General features: G+C 42.1%; 15 protein-coding genes. 8 read left to right on the top strand and 7 right to left on the bottom strand.

Features of this window, described 5'->3' with window-relative positions; all coding sequences use genetic code 11:
- Genes BO18_RS00510 through BO18_RS00540 form a run of 7 tightly spaced genes read left to right on the top strand, consistent with a single transcriptional unit; the run spans position 1 to position 7,929 of the window.
- The gene (locus tag BO18_RS00510; RefSeq protein ID WP_034442281.1) at positions 1-1,419 is read left to right on the top strand and encodes an exopolysaccharide biosynthesis polyprenyl glycosylphosphotransferase; all 1,419 of its coding nucleotides are present in this window, start codon (positions 1-3) and stop codon (positions 1,417-1,419) included.
- Between the two features lie 4 nt (positions 1,420-1,423).
- On the top strand, positions 1,424-2,185 hold the full coding sequence (locus BO18_RS00515) for a DUF4422 domain-containing protein (RefSeq protein ID WP_034442283.1): 762 nt from the start codon (positions 1,424-1,426) through the stop codon (positions 2,183-2,185).
- A 40-nt stretch (positions 2,186-2,225) separates the two neighbouring features.
- Positions 2,226-3,197, top strand: coding sequence for a polysaccharide pyruvyl transferase family protein (locus BO18_RS00520; RefSeq protein WP_034442286.1), 972 nt, complete (start codon positions 2,226-2,228; stop codon positions 3,195-3,197).
- Positions 3,194-4,630 (top strand): lipopolysaccharide biosynthesis protein, encoded by a 1,437-nt coding sequence (locus BO18_RS00525; RefSeq protein ID WP_034442288.1) that lies wholly within the window; start codon positions 3,194-3,196, stop codon positions 4,628-4,630. Before BO18_RS00520 ends, BO18_RS00525 begins: the two co-directional genes overlap by 4 nt.
- Positions 4,631-4,683: 53 nt before the next feature.
- Entirely contained in the window at positions 4,684-5,676 is a 993-nt protein-coding gene (locus tag BO18_RS00530) for a glycosyltransferase family 2 protein (protein ID WP_034442292.1), read from the top strand.
- Positions 5,677-5,697: 21 nt separating this feature from the next.
- On the top strand, positions 5,698-6,837 hold the full coding sequence (locus tag BO18_RS00535) for a glycosyltransferase (protein WP_034442295.1): 1,140 nt from the start codon (positions 5,698-5,700) through the stop codon (positions 6,835-6,837).
- Positions 6,838-6,867: 30 nt separating this feature from the next.
- Positions 6,868-7,929, top strand: coding sequence for an LCP family protein (locus BO18_RS00540; protein WP_051688380.1), 1,062 nt, complete (start codon positions 6,868-6,870; stop codon positions 7,927-7,929).
- A gap of 120 nt (positions 7,930-8,049) precedes the next feature.
- On the opposite strand, the gene BO18_RS36585 is transcribed toward BO18_RS00540, so the two are convergent.
- A complete protein-coding gene (locus tag BO18_RS36585; protein ID WP_442856551.1) occupies positions 8,050-8,121 on the bottom strand; it encodes a putative holin-like toxin in 72 nt (23 codons plus the stop codon).
- A 297-nt stretch (positions 8,122-8,418) separates the two neighbouring features.
- A complete protein-coding gene (locus BO18_RS00545) occupies positions 8,419-9,897 on the bottom strand; it encodes an N-acetylmuramoyl-L-alanine amidase family protein (protein WP_034442297.1) in 1,479 nt (492 codons plus the stop codon).
- 270 nt (positions 9,898-10,167) lie between these two features.
- Between BO18_RS00545 and BO18_RS00550 the strand changes: the two genes are divergently transcribed.
- Entirely contained in the window at positions 10,168-10,845 is a 678-nt protein-coding gene (locus BO18_RS00550; protein WP_034442301.1) for a DUF3800 domain-containing protein, read from the top strand.
- 209 nt (positions 10,846-11,054) lie between these two features.
- On the opposite strand, the gene BO18_RS00555 is transcribed toward BO18_RS00550, so the two are convergent.
- From BO18_RS00555 to BO18_RS00575, 5 genes are all read right to left on the bottom strand, one after another.
- The gene (locus BO18_RS00555; RefSeq protein ID WP_034442303.1) at positions 11,055-12,392 is read right to left on the bottom strand and encodes a hypothetical protein; all 1,338 of its coding nucleotides are present in this window, start codon (positions 12,390-12,392) and stop codon (positions 11,055-11,057) included.
- A 172-nt stretch (positions 12,393-12,564) separates the two neighbouring features.
- The gene (locus BO18_RS00560; protein WP_051688381.1) at positions 12,565-13,044 is read right to left on the bottom strand and encodes a hypothetical protein; all 480 of its coding nucleotides are present in this window, start codon (positions 13,042-13,044) and stop codon (positions 12,565-12,567) included.
- 376 nt (positions 13,045-13,420) lie between these two features.
- The gene (locus BO18_RS00565) at positions 13,421-15,130 is read right to left on the bottom strand and encodes a hypothetical protein (RefSeq protein ID WP_034442306.1); all 1,710 of its coding nucleotides are present in this window, start codon (positions 15,128-15,130) and stop codon (positions 13,421-13,423) included.
- A gap of 165 nt (positions 15,131-15,295) precedes the next feature.
- Positions 15,296-16,840 (bottom strand): hypothetical protein, encoded by a 1,545-nt coding sequence (locus BO18_RS00570; protein WP_034442309.1) that lies wholly within the window; start codon positions 16,838-16,840, stop codon positions 15,296-15,298.
- Positions 16,841-16,914: 74 nt separating this feature from the next.
- Positions 16,915-18,477 carry a hypothetical protein gene (locus BO18_RS00575; RefSeq protein WP_034442312.1) on the bottom strand — a complete coding sequence of 521 codons (1,563 nt, stop codon included), beginning with the start codon at positions 18,475-18,477 and terminating at the stop codon, positions 16,915-16,917.
- Positions 18,478-18,496 lie beyond the last annotated feature (19 nt).

Genomic DNA, 18,496 nt, shown 5'->3' on the forward strand with positions numbered 1-18,496 from the left:
ATGAGGATCAAAGAGAATTATACACAGTTTAAGCACCTGGACTTCATGATAGTAGACATACTGTCATTGGTCGTATGCTTTGTTGTGGCATACCGTATGAAGTTCGGTGATTTCAGCTTCATACAGAACAGGGAATGGCACCTGTACGTTCTCATCATCATCCTGCTAAACATCACGATCACTTTCTTTACGAACCCTTACGAAGGAATATTCCGGCGAAGCTACTATCAGGAAGTCATAAGAGCTTTGATCCTTGCGATCTTCAACTTCCTCGTTGCAGCCGTATTCTTCTACATGCTCAAGATGGGCGCCGCTTTCTCGCGTGAGATGACCGTTTGGATGTACACGTTCTACTTCCTTTTGTCATTGCTCCTGAAGTATGCGTGGAAGAGCCTGCTGCTTACCGGAAAGACGATATTCTACAGCACCGAAGTCATTCCGCTGTTCATCATCGGAAGCGCTTCCCACATTGAAAACACCCTGAAAAACGTCAAATCAGGTGACCTCAATCTCTTTGAGATAAAGGGCATTCATTTTGTAGATAAGGACATTGAAGTTGAAGGGATCCCGACCATAAAGGAAGATTATGTCGACTATATTCTCGAAAATGATATTGACCGCGTTCTCGTTGCGGTTAAACCGTCTGAAGTGCCCGATGCCGTCTACGAGAGGCTTTCGGTCAATGGTGTTGAGATAAATCTCGCGATTGAGGAATCTGTCGGATTCCTTTCAGAGGATCAGAGCGTTGAGAGTATCGGCGTTTATCCGGTACTGAGCATCAAGAGGTTCTCTTTTACGCACGGACAGATGCTCTACTTAAAGATTAAAAGGATACTGGATGTGTTCTTCGCTCTTATCGGTCTGTTATTCCTGGCTCCGATCGCCGGCATCGTAAAGATCTGTTATCTTGCTTCAGGCGATAAGGAAAAGATAATGTTCACCCAGAACAGGGTAGGCAAGAGCGGCAAAGTGTTCAAGATGTACAAGTTCAGGACCATGGTGCCTAACGCTGACGAGAAGCTCAAGGAACTCTTAAAGCAGGAAGAATACCGCAGGCAGTGGAAAGAGAATCAGAAGATTCCCAATGATCCGAGAATTACTAAGATCGGACGTTTCTTAAGAAAGACTTCCATTGATGAGATGCCGCAGATGATAAATGTCCTTAAAGGTGAAATGAGCTTTGTAGGCCCCCGTCCACTGGTCGTCAACGAACTGTCCCTTCACGAAGGCTTGAGACTCTATCAGAAGGTAAAGCCGGGCATAACCGGCTGGTGGGGCTGCAACGGCAGGAGCAACATCGAGTACCGTGAAAGGCTGGAACTCGAGTACTACTACGTAAAGAACTGCAGTTTCTACCTTGATGTCCTCTGTATCTTCAGAACCCTGTTTGCGGTTATAAACAGGGACGGAGCCGAGTAAGGCCATGAAAATCAGGATCCTCGTTGCGACCCATAAGCCATACTGGATGCCGGAAGATGAGATATATCTTCCTGTTCAGGTCGGGTTTGCGGATGAACTGGGATTTGAAAGAGATAACACCGGTGACAACATAAGCAGCAAGAACAGTAATTACTGCGAACTTACAGCGATGTATTGGGCCTGGAAGAACCTTGATGCTGACTATATCGGCCTTGCTCATTACAGAAGACATTTCACTGTGAAGAAGGGCGGGGATAAGCAGACTCTTCCCGTTACCGGCAAGGAACTTGAACCGCTGCTTAAAGAACACGACGTTATTCTTCCGCGCAAAAGATATTACTACATCGAGACAACGTACAACCAGTATATACACGCACACCACAAAGAAGACCTTGATACTGCTCGTAAGATACTGGAAGAACTTTATCCTGATTATCTTGATGCTTTTGATGCTGTTATGGGAAAGACTTCCGGCCACAGGTTCAACATGTTTATCATGAAGAAAGAGATCTTCAATGAGTATTGCAAGTGGCTGTTCGATATCCTGTTTGAATTAGAGAAGAGGCTCGACATCTCATCTTACAACACCAATGACTCAAGAGTCTTCGGGTTTGTCGGAGAAAGGCTCCTTGACGTATGGATAAATAAGAACGGCATAGCTTACAAAGAGATCCCGTATGTCTTCATGGAGAAGCAGAATTGGATAAAAAAGGGCGGAGCTTTTTTGAAGAGAAAAGTGACTTCCGGCAAGAGTAAGAAGGACTGAAGATAAAAAGGGATATTTTTTTAGGAGAGTATTAGCATTTATGAGTAATATTGCTGTTTTTGATACATCTTTGGGAACGCTTAATCTTGGCGATTGGATCATCATGGATGCTTTTTATAAAGAGATGGATTTCTTACTAAAGGATAGTTTTGTTGTCAGATACGGGACACATACACCTATAGCAAAATCATATCAAAGCATAAAGACCGGATACAATTTCAGGTATTTGAATTCTACTCAGTATAAGTTTATCGGCGGTACGAATATCTTCAAGCATTCTTTACTTCATGCGAATCCTGATTGGAATATTAACTTTTTTGATATAAAGTTCTACCGAAACAGTATTTCGGTCGGATGTGGTTCTTATTTGGAATCGAAAGGCGTTGATGCATATACCCGCTATCTATATAAGCATATATTGAGAAAAGATATTATCCATTCAACAAGAGACGAGAAGACAAAAGAACTTCTTGAGAGCCTTGGTTTTAAAGCGATAAATACAGGCTGTCCGACAATGTGGGGTTTTACAATAGAACATTGTGAATCTATACCTCGAACTAAGATGAACAATGTTGTTTTTACGTTGACTGATTATAATAAGGACTATGTTCTGGATCAGCAGATGATTGATATACTTTTAAGATGCTATGACAATGTGTTTTTCTGGCCTCAAGGTTCGGATGATTTGGAATACTTCAATGCTATGAAAAATACTAATACGATCAAGGTTATCAAGACTAATCTGCAATCGTATATCGATCTGCTTCAAACTGACATAGATTATGTAGGTACAAGGCTTCATGCAGGTTTATTTGCTATATCTAAGAAAAAAAGATCAATAATCATTTCTCTTGATGAAAGAGCTAGGGAGATTGATAAAACTTATAACTTAAAGTGTTTAGAACGGAAAATAATCAACGACGAACTTGAATCAAGGATTAATTCGTCATTTGAGACACATATAGATGTTGATCTCGAACATATTAATATGTGGAAAGACCAATTCAGATGAGTAAAACGTCCAAAGGTAAGGAACTGGCAAAGAATACTTTTATTATTCTTGTGGGAAAGATTTGTACTCAGTTTCTTTCCTTTTTTCTTTTGCCTTTATATTTGTCTGTATTGGAAACATCCGAGTTTGGTATTGTCGACCTTGCAACTACATATGTAACTTTGTTGGCTCCTTGTATTACTCTTCAATTAGAGCAGGCTGCGTTCAGATTTTTGGTCGATGTTCGTAAAGACAAAAAGGGCACAAAAGAGATCATTTCAAATATCTTTGCTGCAATTCTTTTTCTATCTGCCGTAACATTGCTTATCATCAAGATAGTAAGTCTCTTCATTCATATTCCATACATAGATTTACTTCTTGTATTGATCTTTATGACCATAGTCTCTGGCATTTGTCTGCAAATCGCAAGAGGGGTCGGAGATAATTTAGGGTATTCTATTGGAGGCTTCCTTGCCGGCGGCAGTACGATACTTTTCAATATTCTTTTTCTAGTAGTTATTCCTTTAGGACCAGCCGGATTCTTCTTGTCATCAATAATAGCCAATGCTATATGTTCTGTGTTTATTTTCTTCAGGTGTGGTTTAGTATCTTATATCGGTTTCAAAGATATAAGCAAGAACCGTATATTTGAATTATTACGTTATTCGATTCCAATGGTTCCTAATAGTATTATCTGGTGGGTGATAAATGCTTCTGACAGAACTATAATCACTATTTTTTTTAACGTATCGATCAACGGTGTATATGCAGTTTCACAGAAATTTTCTTCTGCGATAATGACTGCTTTCCTTGTGTTTAATACTTCTTGGACTGAATCTGCTTCTTTGTATTTAAAAGACGATGATAAAGATTCATTCATTACTAAAACATTCAGTAAAATGCTTAGATTCTTTTCGTGTTTGTGTTTAGGTGTAATTGGATGTGTTCCTTTAGTATTCTCATTATTAGTCAAAGATGAATACATAGATGCCTATGATTTTATCCCTGCGCTGGTTATTAGTTGTGTGTTTAATATGGGTAGTTCGATGTTGGGTGCAATCTATGTTGCTCTTAAGAAAACAAAAGAGATTGCATTCACTTCAATTCTGGCAGGCATAATTAATGTTGCAGTTAATCTTTTGTGTATTAAATCTTGGGGATTACATGCAGCATCAATCAGCACTTTGATAGCTTTTTTAGTATTGTTTATATTCAGATTTTTCGGTATTCAAAAACATGTGAGAATAAGATTGAATACTTTATGCGTTATCTTTTTAATTATAGCTTTTTCTATTACAACATTTTTATATTATTTCAATGCTTTTGTCGGCAATATAATAAATCTTATCTTTGTAATCGTATTCAGCGCTTTAATAAACATTAACTTCATAAAAGAATTGTTGACTCAGAAATTGTTTTTGCGAAATAGTAAGAGTAATGTTCGGAAATCCTGATTTTATGGAAAAATGGATTGCAACAGTATGCAAAAGAGAGGAAGGAATTGTAAATGTTGGTTAGTGTCATTATCCCTGCATATAATGCAGAGGACACACTAAAGAATACGTTATCTGATGTTTTGTCTCAGAGTTTTACCGATTTTGAAGTCGTTATAGTAGATGATGGCTCGAAAGACAAAACCGGAGCAATTTGCGATGAGTATAAAGCTATCGATAATAGAATTGTAGTGCTTCATCAAAAAAACGGGGGATTATCTAATGCAAGAAATAATGGTATCAAGATTGCCAGAGGCAAATATATAACGTTGGTGGACGCTGACGATAGGATAGAAAAATACTATTTGGAATACCTTATAAAGGCTATACAAGATAATAATGCTGATATGTCTTGTGGCAGAACCGACAGAGTAAAGGAGAATTACTCTCCTGACGATGAAATAACTGCTTTTTCAGCAGAACTATTTGACCGCAGAACTGCCTTAAGTGAGATGCTTACCGGAAAAAAGATAACCGTTGGGCCTTGTAACCGATTAGTTCCCAGAAACTGGTATATTGAGTCTCCGTTTCTTGAAGGAAAAAAATATGAAGATCTCAGTAATTCATATAAATTGCATTTGAAATCTTCGTTGGTCGCATTTGTGAATGTTCCTATATATCATTATGTGATGAGAGGAGGCTCTATTACTGGAAGTATTAATGTTACTGAAAAGCAGTGCATGGATTATTACGAAGCCATAAATTTGTGTGCTGATGAAATAGGACATGCTTATCCGGATCTTGAGAATGATATAGCTGTTTTGAAATCACGAGATTATATGTCATTATATTTAAGCATTCACAGATGTGCTGAGATTTCAGAAGAATTATTAAAGATAGAACTTATTGTTTTGAAATGGGTTAAATTTAATTGGCGCAAAGCCTTTACGAACAAAAAAGCACCTATTAATGTAAGGCTAAGAATTTTGCTTTTTAGAATCAGTCGTAAACTTTATAGTTTTACATATTATATTGGTATAAGAATAAAGGGAAAAGCTCTTGCGTAAATCTATAAAGGAAGAAATATCGTGAATCTATTATTGGCGACAGATGCTAGTGTTGAGCGTTCCGGTGTATGTCTTTTTATATTGAATTGGGTGCGCGAAATAAGAAAATACGATAGTGATAGTTTTATAACTGTCTATTTCCGAAAGAGTATTATTGATAATGATATCTTTAATCAATATAAAGAGTTAAATGTTGATGTTGTACTTGGTGGGATTTCTCTGAATGGAACGAATTTTTCATCCCAAAACAGGAAAAAGATTTTTAGTGATATTCAAAACATAATCAGAAACAATAACATAGACGTTGTTCATGTAAATTCTTCTGCCATTGGCTTTTCTTCTCAGGTGCTGAAGATAGCTAAAAAGGAAAACGTACCGATAAGAATATCTCATTCACATGGAAAGCATCTAGGTAATGGAATCAAGAATCTGTATTTATGGTATTTGAAGAGATGCATTTGTCGAGACGCGAATGTTTATGCCGGATGTTCATTGGAAGCTGGAAAGTATTTGTTTGGAAATCAAGTGAATAATTCCGATAAATGGCATTTTATACCTAATACCATTGATGTTCATAAGTACGGCTTTGATCCTGATATCAGGGATGAATATCGTCAAAAACTGAGTTTAAAAGAAGATGATATTTTATTAGGGGCAACAGGAATGCTAACTAAAATTAAAAATCATGCGTTCTTATTACCGTTGATATATGAATTAAATAAAACAACTGGTTTGAATTACAAATTAGTAGTTTTTGGTGAAGGTGAAGAACGAAAAAGGATTAATGAAATAGCAACCGAATTAGGGATAACTGATAGTGTAGTTTTATATGGTGTAAGTTCCGAAATATCAAATTGGCTCTCTGCTATGGATGTTTATGTAATGCCAAGTTTGACTGAAGGGTTACCGATCGGAGCTGTAGAGGCTCAGGCAAATGGCTTAACTTGCATTTTATCCGATTGCATATCCAATGATATTGATATAGCAGATGTTATTCATATTCCTATTGATAAGGGAATAAAGCCATGGATGGATACTCTGGCCGGATTTAAACGGAAAAATGCAGAACAACGGCTTGACGGTGCCCGTAAAATGATAGACGCTGGTTTTGATATATCCAGTACAAGAGATTACATTCTGAAATTATACGGACCAAAATAATCTTGTTAATACTATGTTATAATCACACACATGAAGATAAACAAATTTACAGTAAAAGTGGTTGCCGTTCTTGTCGGCATAGCTGCTGCGATAGGCGGAAGCATCGCTGTCGCGAATTATCTCGAGAACAAGTATGCCGACAGGCCTGACGGGGCCGGTAACGCTCTGAGCCGCACGGAGATCGACGCGGCGAACCAGGACAGGAATTCTGTGCTGGACAGTTCCAATGCCGTTCAGACGATCAATTACAACGGCAAAACATATGCATACAATAACGATCTGGAGGTCCTTCTCTTTATCGGCGTAGATGACGATGAAGTCATTGACTATACGACAGAAGGCGGTCCTGCGCGCAATTCCGCACAGTCCGACATGATCCTCCTTGCGATCTTCGATAAGGATAACCAGACATATTCGCTGCTGCAGATCAACCGTGACACCATGGTGGACATGATGAAGTACGACTTCTTCGGCACTTACCAGGGCCTGATAAACGGCCAGATCGCACTTGCGCACACATACAGGTCAGGTCTTGAAGATTCATGCGAGGATACTGAGTTTGCAGTTTCAAGATTCCTCTACGATATCAATATCTCCAACTATTTCTGCCTTACGATGGATGCGATCCCGATAATCAACGATTCTGTCGGCGGTGTCACCGTAACGATTGAAGATGATTTCTCTAATATCGATCCCGATTTCGTAAAAGGGGAGACCATTACGCTCCACGGCGATCAGGCAGAGACATATGTCAGGAGCAGAAGGTCGATAGTTAACGATCCTACGAACATCAACAGAATGGGAAGACAGCGTACATACATGTCAGCGCTCCTTCCGATGCTCGGCCAGAAGACTGCAAATGACAGCAACTTCGCTCTGAAGCTCTTCGATAAGATATCTCCTTATATGGTAACCGACTGCACTGTAGACCAGCTCACGAGCTATATCGAGCAGTTCTCGGGCTACACGCTTGATAAGATCGTTACTCCCGAAGGAAAGTCTGTAGAAGGTGAGCAGTTCATGGAGTTCTATGTCGACGAGTCCAAGTTAAGAACTCTCGTAATCGACTTGTTCTACGTTGAGCAGAACTGAGTGCCGGTTTGACGGTGTATCAGTCAAGCACTATAATTCAATTAAGAATGAGGCATTACCGAATAGACGGTTGCCCTCGGTGATTAAGCTTAAAGCCGCTTCGCTTCAGACTGGGCGGCTTTAATCTTTATCTCGCATCACTTTCGTGACGATGGTAATCAACGCGATTACAAATAATCCAAATTGGATCAAATCAGCAAATCATAGAATAGCGTATATACGAAGTAAATACATTCGATTATTAGGACAGTTTTCTTAGTCCCCAAGTGATTAACAGATGAATAAGCATTTTGAAAACCGGCAGAGTTACGGCACTGCCGTATTTCTGCAAGATTTTTCTGGTCTTTTGATTTAAAAAAACGGCAAACGATTCGGAATAGCCGCATTATTGCCGAACTATTGAAGCCGGTTGCATTAAAGAATAGGGAACCGGATGTTTTAAGTCCGATCCCCATAATTCATTAATCGTTTAGACCTTTAAGTTTGCTGTCAGCCTTCAGGCACCGGCACGAGTATCCCGTATGGCGAGTAAGGGTTGAGGCATACACCGTTTTCGTCGAAGTCATAGATCAGGCCGTCTATCTCATATGAGGTGCCATATATCATGTCTCCGTATTGCTCGAAATAATACCAGTTGCCGCCGCTGTGGAGCCACTTGTTGCAGTACATCTTTCCGTCGGGAGCAGAGTAGTGCCAGTTTCCCGCAAGGATGTCTTTCCACCAGCCGGTGAGCATCTGACCATCCTTGTTGATGCCGTACAAAGCACCGTTGTATTCAAAGCCGGTGGGGAACATCTGGGCTGTGTAAAGGAATCCGAACTCGGGGTCGAAATAATACCACTTTCCGCTTATCTGCTTCCAGCCTTTGCAGACCTTTCCGTTAGTGTCGTAATAGAACCAGCCTGTAATGTCTTCATCTGCGCTGCGGTAATGCTTAAGGTACCAGCCTGTGATCTTGCGGCCCTCAGGATTTGTACAAACGCCGTTGGAGTCAAAGTCGTAGCCCCTGCCGCCGATCTCAAAGTTCTTCATGTTGCTGACCATTCTGCACATGCCGTCGAAGTAATACCATTTTCCGCCTACATTCTTCCACTGTGCGTTTAAGAGTTTGCCGTTAGATCCGGAATAGTACCAATATTCAACGTGATTCATGTTTGCATCAGATTTCTGCCAGCCTGTCAGCATCTTGCCATATTCATCGAACAGGTAGTATTCGCAAACGACAAGATCACCTTTAGTCGTATAGATCGGAACGACGCCTTCTGTAGCGTATCCTTCTTCTTTATCGAAATAGTACCAGGCACCGTTTATCTGCTTCCAGCCTGTGCATAAAAGGCCGTCAGAACCAAAGTAGTACCAAAGCTCTACATCACCGTCGTAGATGAATTTGTGCCATGCATTCTTTAAGTATTTACCGTTGTCGTCGAAAAAGTAGTAGCTGCCGTCAGAACCATCGGCTTCACCATAAAGCCACCCGTAACGCATCGCGCCGTAATAGGCATCGGCATATTCCGTATCGATGAACTTCGCGTCATTTGCTGTGTTGAAGTAGTACCACTCGCTGCCGATCTTCTTCCAGCCTGTGCATACAGCGCCGTCAGAGCCGACATATCTCCAGAAGTCTTTTCCTTCGTAGACGTTGTTGCACCAGGCTCTGTCGAAATCAACACCGGACTCATACTTTATCCATTTGTTCTGTTCCAATGCACCGCTCGACTTGAAGTGGTATAGCTTTCCTTCGATGAACTGCCATGTGTCTGTGAGTGCCAGTCCGTTATCCGTGAAATAGTACCAGCTTCCGCCGATCTGCATCCAATCTCCGTAAACATATTCTGTCTCGGAAGTGTAGTAGCGCCATCCTCCGTCTTCTTCGCGCCACTCGGGCGCATCAGCCATTACCGCAGCCGGAATGAACGATAAGATCATGCCCGCAGACATAACGGCAGCCAATATCTTCTTCATGCTCATAAGTTTGGCCTCCCTGAATGTATTGATATTTCAATGTTAGCAAAAAGGGGAGGGGATTTCATCATTGATGTGTAAAGAGGAGGGACCGGCAAGCCGATTTCTCTTCATGCTTATTCTTTTAGATTCGGATGAAAACAGCAGCTTATTTTTTTTATATTGTGCTATAATAAACTCAATAAAGAGGCAGAAATGCTTCTTGGGCTGGTCGTAAGACCCTGGTCCACCAAGCGGCGGGGATATACCCCGCCATTTCTTTATAGGGGATCGTGATTGGAAAAAGTATTAAGTATCTTCATAGACGAATCGGGTGACTTTGGTGATTATTCCAAGATATCACCTTTTTATATTGTAAGCATGGTTTTTCATGATCAAAATGCAGATATTTCTGAGGATGTCTCTATTCTTGACCGACATATCAGGGAGTTGGGATTTCCGCCACATGCGGTTCATATAGGACCGCTTATCCGAAGGGAATCTATTTATATAAATTATGATGAAAACGCTCGTGCGAGATTGCTTAATGCAATGTATCATTTCACTCGTAGACTGGATATTCACTACATTTGCCCATATGTTGATAAAGCCAAGTGTTCCGATTTTATAACTTTGAACTCGGTATTATCGCGAGCGATATCTGAGAAATTAAATGAGAACAAGGAATATCTTAATTCCTTTGAAAAGATGATTATCTATTATGACAATGGTCAACATGAACTAAATAAGATAATTACATCTGTTTTCAGTATCTTGTTTACGAATGTGGAGTTTCGTAAAGTACAACCGTCTGATTATAAGCTTTTCCAGGTCGCAGATCTAATATGCACATGGGAATTACTAGCACTTAAAGCTGAACACGGAGGGTTTACTGAGTCTGAGAAAGTTTTCTTTGATACTCCTGTTAAGTTTATGAAAAACCGATATAAGCTTATAGCAAAGAAGAAGTTATGATGGTTATATTTTTTCTGCGAAAAAGAAGGAAAAACATTTAGTTCGTTTGATATTGATTTTGTCTTTTTGTGGATTCCAATTGGCATTTGTTGCATTTTATATGCCTAGATATAATTATTCAGAACAGTATCGAGATAACGTATAAATTTTAGAGGGACCGGATGTGTGTGAAGCCGATCCCTCTTAGAACAGGTCAGATTATTTCTCTGTCAGCTGAATGCTTCGTAATCCCTTCCGCTGAAAGGATTCTTGCAAACACCTGACGGATCAAAGTCATAGTACTTGCCGCCGATAAGGTAATTCTGAACGTTTACGACCTTCTTGCCGTTGGAATCAAAGTAGTTCCAGTCGTTAAAATCATAGTGATATTCCGTATCTGAATCCCAGATTAATTCTGAGTATCTGTGAAGGGAGTCGTATTTTCTCTCATACCATCCCGTGATCTTTCTGCCGCTGTTGGGATTGATGCAGACTCCGTTGGAATCGAAGTCGTAGCCCTTGCCGTCTATCTCAAAGTTTTCAGCGTTGGCGGCCATTATGCCTTGGTAATCGAAGTAATACCATTTACCGCCGAGATTCAGCCACTTCTTCATGTATATGGAACCGTTGGAACCTGCGTAATACCAGTAGTCGCCCAACTGGATCCAGCCGGTCATCATATAACCGTTTTTATGGAAGCAATACTGTTCATAAACAGTTTTGCCGTTTTTGTCCTTGGAATAGAATTCTCTGATACCGGTATACATATAGTTGGTTCCAAAATCGTCGGAGCCGAAGTAATACCACTTGCCGTTCATCTGTTTCCAGCCGGAATACAGTTTTCCGTCCGATCCTGAATAATACCAGTCAGTAGCTCCATAATAACCGAAGAATTTGAACCAGCAGTTCTTTCTGTATTTTCCGTTTCCGTCGAAATTATAATAGGCATCTTCATCCCGGTCGTAAAACATACCGTATGTCATTACGGCATAAGAACTTTGATGGGTTTCATCAGTATCAATATAATAATCACCGTTCAGTAATCCGTTGAAGTGATACCATACGCCGCCGACTTTCTTCCAGCCGACATAAGCGGCACCGTCAGAACCGACATAACGCCAAAGTCTCTTGCCGCGGTATTCTGAAAGGATCTTTTCAAATTCCGGATTGCTGCCTGCATCTTCTGCGACCTGACCGTAGATATAGTATTCTCCGCAGTCGATCCACTTGTTGGTTTCCATGACGCCGCTCTTGTTGAAGTGATAGAGTTTGCCGCCCAAAAGCTCCCAGGAATCAGAAGTCATCTGACCGTTGCTCTTTAAGTAATACCATTTGCCGCCGTCCTGGATCCAGCCTGTCTCCATGATGCCTGAAGCGTTGAAGTGGTACCATTTGCCGCCTATCTGCTTCCAGTCGCTCTTAACGTATTCGTCCGCGGAAGTGTAGTATTTCCAGCCGTCACTGTAGCTGCCTTGCCAGCCGGCGGTATCAGCCAATGCCGCAGCGGGGATAAATGAGAGTATGAATCCTGCGGTGAGGGCAGAGGCTATAAGTTTCTTAATGCTCATAAGATCGAACCTCCATAAAGAAAAGTTATTTTGATGATAGCACATACAGAAAATATTAAAACGGCAAGTAAAACGCTATCCGTCGTAGAAACGTGTTTTGACTTTTCAGGTGTAAAAAATAAAGGACCTCTGACGAGATCCTTTGAATGTAATCATTTAATTGTAGTTAGGCTTATGCGGTCTTGGCTTCTGCGAGCTCTTTTACTTTATCGAGAGGGAGACCGGAATAAGAAGCAATGTCCTCCAAAGACAGTTTTCCACCTGCGATCATCTTAAGAGCAGTCTCAATTCTTACTTCGTTTCTCATATCTTCCAAAGAATCAAACATACGCTCAACTCCTTTCTCAGACTCCTTAAAGTATCTGACTTTTTCAGATAATTCCTTATAGTTCATGTCTTTTGCTTCCGTGCAGAAGAAGTCGCTCATGAGCTTGGCAAGTGCCGTGTCAGATCCTTTCATAGCACCGTTTACATATATGATATGCTCTCCGTCATTGAAAGGCAAACCAGCCGCAAAAGTGAACTTTGAGGTAGCACCTGCAGGCCTGTCAGTAAAGGCACGGCTTGACGCCTTGGCTTGCGCCAGCCTTGACTGCCCGGCCTTATGCAGGTGCTTTATTGGATTGCAAGAGGCGTTGCCCGCCTCATGCATCAAAGATGCCGTCATTAATTGATTGAGTTATATTTTCTTGTAATCCGTTTTGAAAAATGGGTTTCTTTCAGTGTGTTATTATTCTTCAAATGGCTGTTTTTGCCTTTTCTGGGCGACAAAGACCGACAAGGAATCGACAGAAGAACACTAACTATTCCATACAAAAAACTACAAGACCGACACAGTATTACGTAGAACGTCAGGGAATCATACAAATAATCGACAAAACACCTGAAAAAACCGACAGGGAAATAGGGGCCGGATATCTGGATCAAAATGGGGGCGGGAGGACTCAAACCGCTGTATTTTGTACAAAAAAATATGTCCCTCAAACTTCAACGTTTGAGGGACATATCAGGTTATTTGTTAATCAGCATCAGTTGGCTACTATGATCCTTCCGCTGTCGGGATTTAAGCACTTACCGTCTGAGTCGAAGTCGTAGAGCTTGCCGTCGATCATGTAACCGGTCTTGTCGCAGATCATTCTGTACTCAAAATAGTACCATGCGCCTTTGTAGTTCAGCCATCTGTTATTGTAGACCACACCGCTCTTGTCAGCGTAATACCATTCGTTACCGTATCTGACAAACCAGCCTGTGACCATCTCTCCTGAATCTTTGAAGTAATAGCGCTTGCCGTCGGACAACGTTTCAAATCCGGTTGCCATCTTTCCGTCAATTTCAAAGAAATACCATTTGCCGTTTATCTGATGCCAGCCGGTGTAGAACTTCAGGTCAGAGCCGTAGTAGTACCAGTTTACAAACGCTTCGTCCTGGTCATCGCAGTACCATCCTGCTTTGGTGACTATGCCGTTGGGTGTTGTGCATTTACCGTCTTTGTTAAAAGAGTAATGCTTTCCGTCGATCCTGTAGAAGTCGTAGTCTGAGATCATCCAGCCAAGCTCATCGAAATAATACCAGGTACCGCCGTAACTTAACCACTGTTTGGTAAGTCTTTTTCCGTCGGATCCTATATAGTACCAAAGGGTATTCTCTTCGCCGTAGTCTTCCTTGACTGAATGCCAGCCCTTAAGATCCTGGTCGCTTGAGCCGTCGTAATTGAGACATACGCCGTTCTTGTCAAAGTCGTATTTCTTGCCGTTGATAACGAAGTCCTCAACGTCGGAGATCATGGTGTCGTAACGGAAGTAATACCATTTGCCGCCGTAATTGAGCCATTCACTGAAGCAGATGGTGCCTTCAGGCTCTACATAGATCCATTTGGATCCGCCTTCTTCATATTTAAACTCATACCAACCTGTTGTTAACAAGTGACCGTCATCAGCAAAATAATAAGGCTTAAAACCGTCGTCATAGGTCTCAAAATAACCCTTGATCATTGCAGGTGCTCCGCCGCCGTCATAACGGGAGCCGAAGTAATACTGTTTGTTGTTGATCGTCTTCCAGCCCTGATAAGCCCTGCCGTCAGAACCGAAGTAGAACCAGTTATTAATGCCCCATTCGTCAATGCCGGTCTTCCAGCCGCCTGTTCTGTACTTGCCGTTCCCGTCAAAGTTGTACATAGAACCGTCTTTATCAGTAAACCAGCCATATGTCATTACCGCATAAGAATACTGATAGTGCTCGGAAACATCGATGAGACGGGAATAATCATAACCTATATCTTCATTAAAGTGATACCATGTCCCGCCGATCTGTTTCCACCCGGTATAAGCTTTGCCGTTGGAGCCGACATATCGCCAGAGCTTTTTGCCGACATACTCTCCCATGACTTTTGCATAATCGGAGTTTGCTGCCATGTATTCTTTAGCCTGACCGGATAACGTGTAGACACCGCATTCGATCCACTTGTTCTTTTCCATGGCGCCAGACTTGTTGAAGTGATAGAGACCGCCGTCGATGTAAGCCCAGGTGTCCGTCAGTGCATAGCCGTCCTCATCAAGGTAATACCATTTGCCGGCATCTTCCTGCCAGGCATTCTTTACATAATCCGAAGCTGAAATGTAGTAACGCCAGCCGCTTTCAACCTGCTGCCAGCCTGTGGAATCAGCCATCGCAGTTGCGGGAATGAACGACAGCATGAAACCGGCGGTGAGGGCAGAGGCAATGAATTTCTTAATGCTCATAAGATCGAACCTCCATAAAGAATAGTTATCTTGATGATAGCACATCTAAAATATATTTAAACAACAGTCATATGCTGATACATGAGGTAGAGCATAAAAAATTATCCCCCAAACGTGACCGTTTGAGGGATGTATCAGTATCGTAAGCGGTTTTAACGAAAAGTATCAGGAACGGGGAGCTTCTCTTCCTTCGGGATTCGTACATGCGCCTGTCTTGTCAAAGTCGTAGTATCTGCCGTCGATCTCGACATCCCTTTCATTGAGTATCATAACGCAGTAAGAATCGAAGTAATACCATTTGCCGCCGGAATTAAGCCATCTGTCATGATATAAGACACCATTGGAACCTGCATAGTAATAGTAAACGATACCTTCCCATTCATGGCTCTTGATCCAGCCGGTCATCATCGCACCGTCACGGTTGACGCAGAACTTCTGATCATCAACACCGAACATGTATGAATCACCGTAAAATGCACGATACATCTTGCCGTCAAAGTCGAAGTAATACCATTTGCCGTTGATCTTTTTCCAGCCTACAGTAAGTTTTCCGTCATTATCGTAATACTGCCATGTGTAGGCGTGTTCGGCATATTCTGAAGAACCGTCCTCTCCTGATAGTTCGTCATAATAAACTTCGTGCCAGCCGGTATGTTTCTGTTTGGTCTCGTTGGGGTTCGTGCATACACCATTCTTATCGAAGTTATAATAGATGCCGTTGATGTAAAGGTTCTTTACGTCAGTCAAAAGGTCTCCCCAGTAAGTGAAGTAGTACCATTTTCCGTTAAGCTCATACCAGCCGCCGCTCAGGATCAGTCCGTTGGACCTGCCGTAGACCCAGTGGTTATTGCTCTTGTCAAAATACCAGCCGGTGATCATCTCGCCCTTATCGTTAAAGCAGTATGAGGAGCATACCCATTTGCCGTCTTTTTCAGTGCGTTCCGTTACGAGTCTCCTGTTTTCATACTGCTCAAGATCAAAATAATGCCATTTGCCGTTCATCTGTTTCCAGCCTTTATAGGCATTGCCGTCAGAGCCGAAATAGTAGTATTCCGGCTCGTATGTGTTCGTCATTGCTTCATTTGACCAGTAAAGCCAGGAATTCTTCAGATAGTGACCGTTACCGTCGAAGTAATAGTTTTTACCGGTATCCTGTTCATACAACCAGCCGTAGTGCATTATACCGTAAGAATATTCCTGACCGTATGTGGAAACATATTCATAACGCAGTTCGTCTTCGAGCCAGGTGTCACCAAGTTCGCGGTAATCGAAGTAGTACCACTGACCGTTAATGGTCTTCCAGCCTGTATAAGCTTTACCGTTGCTGCCTACATAACGCCAGTATCTCTTATTGGAGAACTCTTCATACTGGGGAGTTCCTTTAAGATGAGCATATGATGTTTCATAGCTGTAATCACCGCAGTCGATCCACTTGTTGGTATCCATGGCTCCGCTGCTTCCGAAGTGATAGAGACCGCCGTTGATGAATTCCCATTCGTTGGTAAGAGCGTAGCCCATATCATTAAAATAGTACCATCTGCCGCCATCAGAGACCCAGTCACTTATAACGTATTCGCTGTCAGAAGTGTAGTAGCGCCAGTAATCTCCTACCTGAACCCAGCCTGTGGTGTCTGCAAATGCCGTTGCAGGAACAAAAGTCAGCATGATCCCTGCGGTCAGGGCAGATGCTGCGAGTTTTTTCAGAATCATAAAAGCCTCCGTTATGTTATTTATATGATGACAGGTTATCCTCATTTAGGGGCAGCCTGAGTCATGCGAACTGATCAATCGAACTTGAATGTACTGCCGGACGGATTAAGGCATTTGCCTTCAGCATCGAAGTTATAGGCTCTGCCGTCGATGATATAGAAATCAGTATCCGTTATCATGTGACTTTCATCGAAGTAATACCATGCACCGCCTGAATATACCCATTTACTCTGGTATCTGGCACCGTCGGAGCCATAGTATCTCCAGGTGTATGCGTCTTGGTACCAGCCTGTCTTCATCGCTCCCGAAGAGGTGAATCTGTAGTACTTGCCGTTGATGAGCTTCTCATTATTAGCGTACATTCCAAAGTTGCTTTCATCGAAGTAATACCATTTGCCGCCTATCTTCTGCCAGCCTGAACAGGGTTTGCCGTCGGAACCGATGTAGAACCAGTCGTACACACCGTTATACCAGCCCTTTTCAGTAACACCGTTTGGAGTAATGCATTTTCCGGTACTGTCAAAGCTGTAGAGCTTTCCGCCGATTATGTCTTCTATGTCAGTAAGTTTCTTGCCGTTGCTTGAAAAGTAATATTTGCTGCCGTTATAGGTCAGCCACTTACTGTAATAAGCCTTGCCGTCAGAACCAATATAGTATGGTCCGAGATTGTCTTCATTACTATTTTGCGGATACCAGCCTGTAGCGGATAGTGAAGAGTTGAAATTTGTGCACTTTCCGTCTGATCCGAAGTTGTAGAACTTTCCCTCTATAAAGAGGTCATTTCTGTTACTTACCATAAATCCCTGACCGTCAAAGTAGTACCAGATGCCATCTTTGATCAGCCATTTGTTTATCCACTGTGTGCCGTCCTTATCACAGTAGATATAGCGGTTATTGCTCATGCCGTATAATCCTGTTACAGGCGAGCCGTCTTTGTGATAGGCCTTGCCGTGATCGAAGATAACATCTCTTTGCACGAGAACGTTTGGCATAGTATCGAAAGTCTCAAAGAAATACCATTTGTCTTCGATCTTGTGCCAGCCGGAATATGCTTTGCCGTCTGGTCCGGCATATTTAGTGCTGTAAACAGTATCATACCAGCTGTTGACTGCCATCTGTCCCGACCTGTCGAAATAATACTGGGTATCCATATCGAACTGAACTTCTCCATAAGCCATCAGACCATAGTAGATCTTATTTGCCGTATCGAAATTCTTATTGGTGAAGAAGTAGTACCATTTACCGCCGATCTGCTTCCAGCCGGTATAAGCAGCTCCGTCTGAACCGACATAGCGGTAATCTTTGAGCCCCTGTTCAGCATCGGTATAACCTGTGTGGTCACCACATATGATCCACTTGTTCTTGTCCATCGCTCCGCTCTTACCGAAGTGATAGAGCTTACCGTCAATAAAAGCCCAGGTATCAAGGAAGGCATAGCCGTCATTGCCGAAGTAATACCATTTGCCGCTGATCTGTTTCCAGTCGTTCTTTACATAAGAACCATCGGAAGTGCAGTATTGCCAGCCTGCTGAGTCGCTGCCTTTCCAGCCTGCAGAAGCTGCCAGGGCTGTAGTGGGTACAAAGGACATGAGCATACCGCAAGCCATGAATGCTGCAAGAAGCTTTTTTAATTTCATAAGTTATTCCTCCTGCACC

The organism is Butyrivibrio sp. AE2032 (assembly GCF_000702965.1).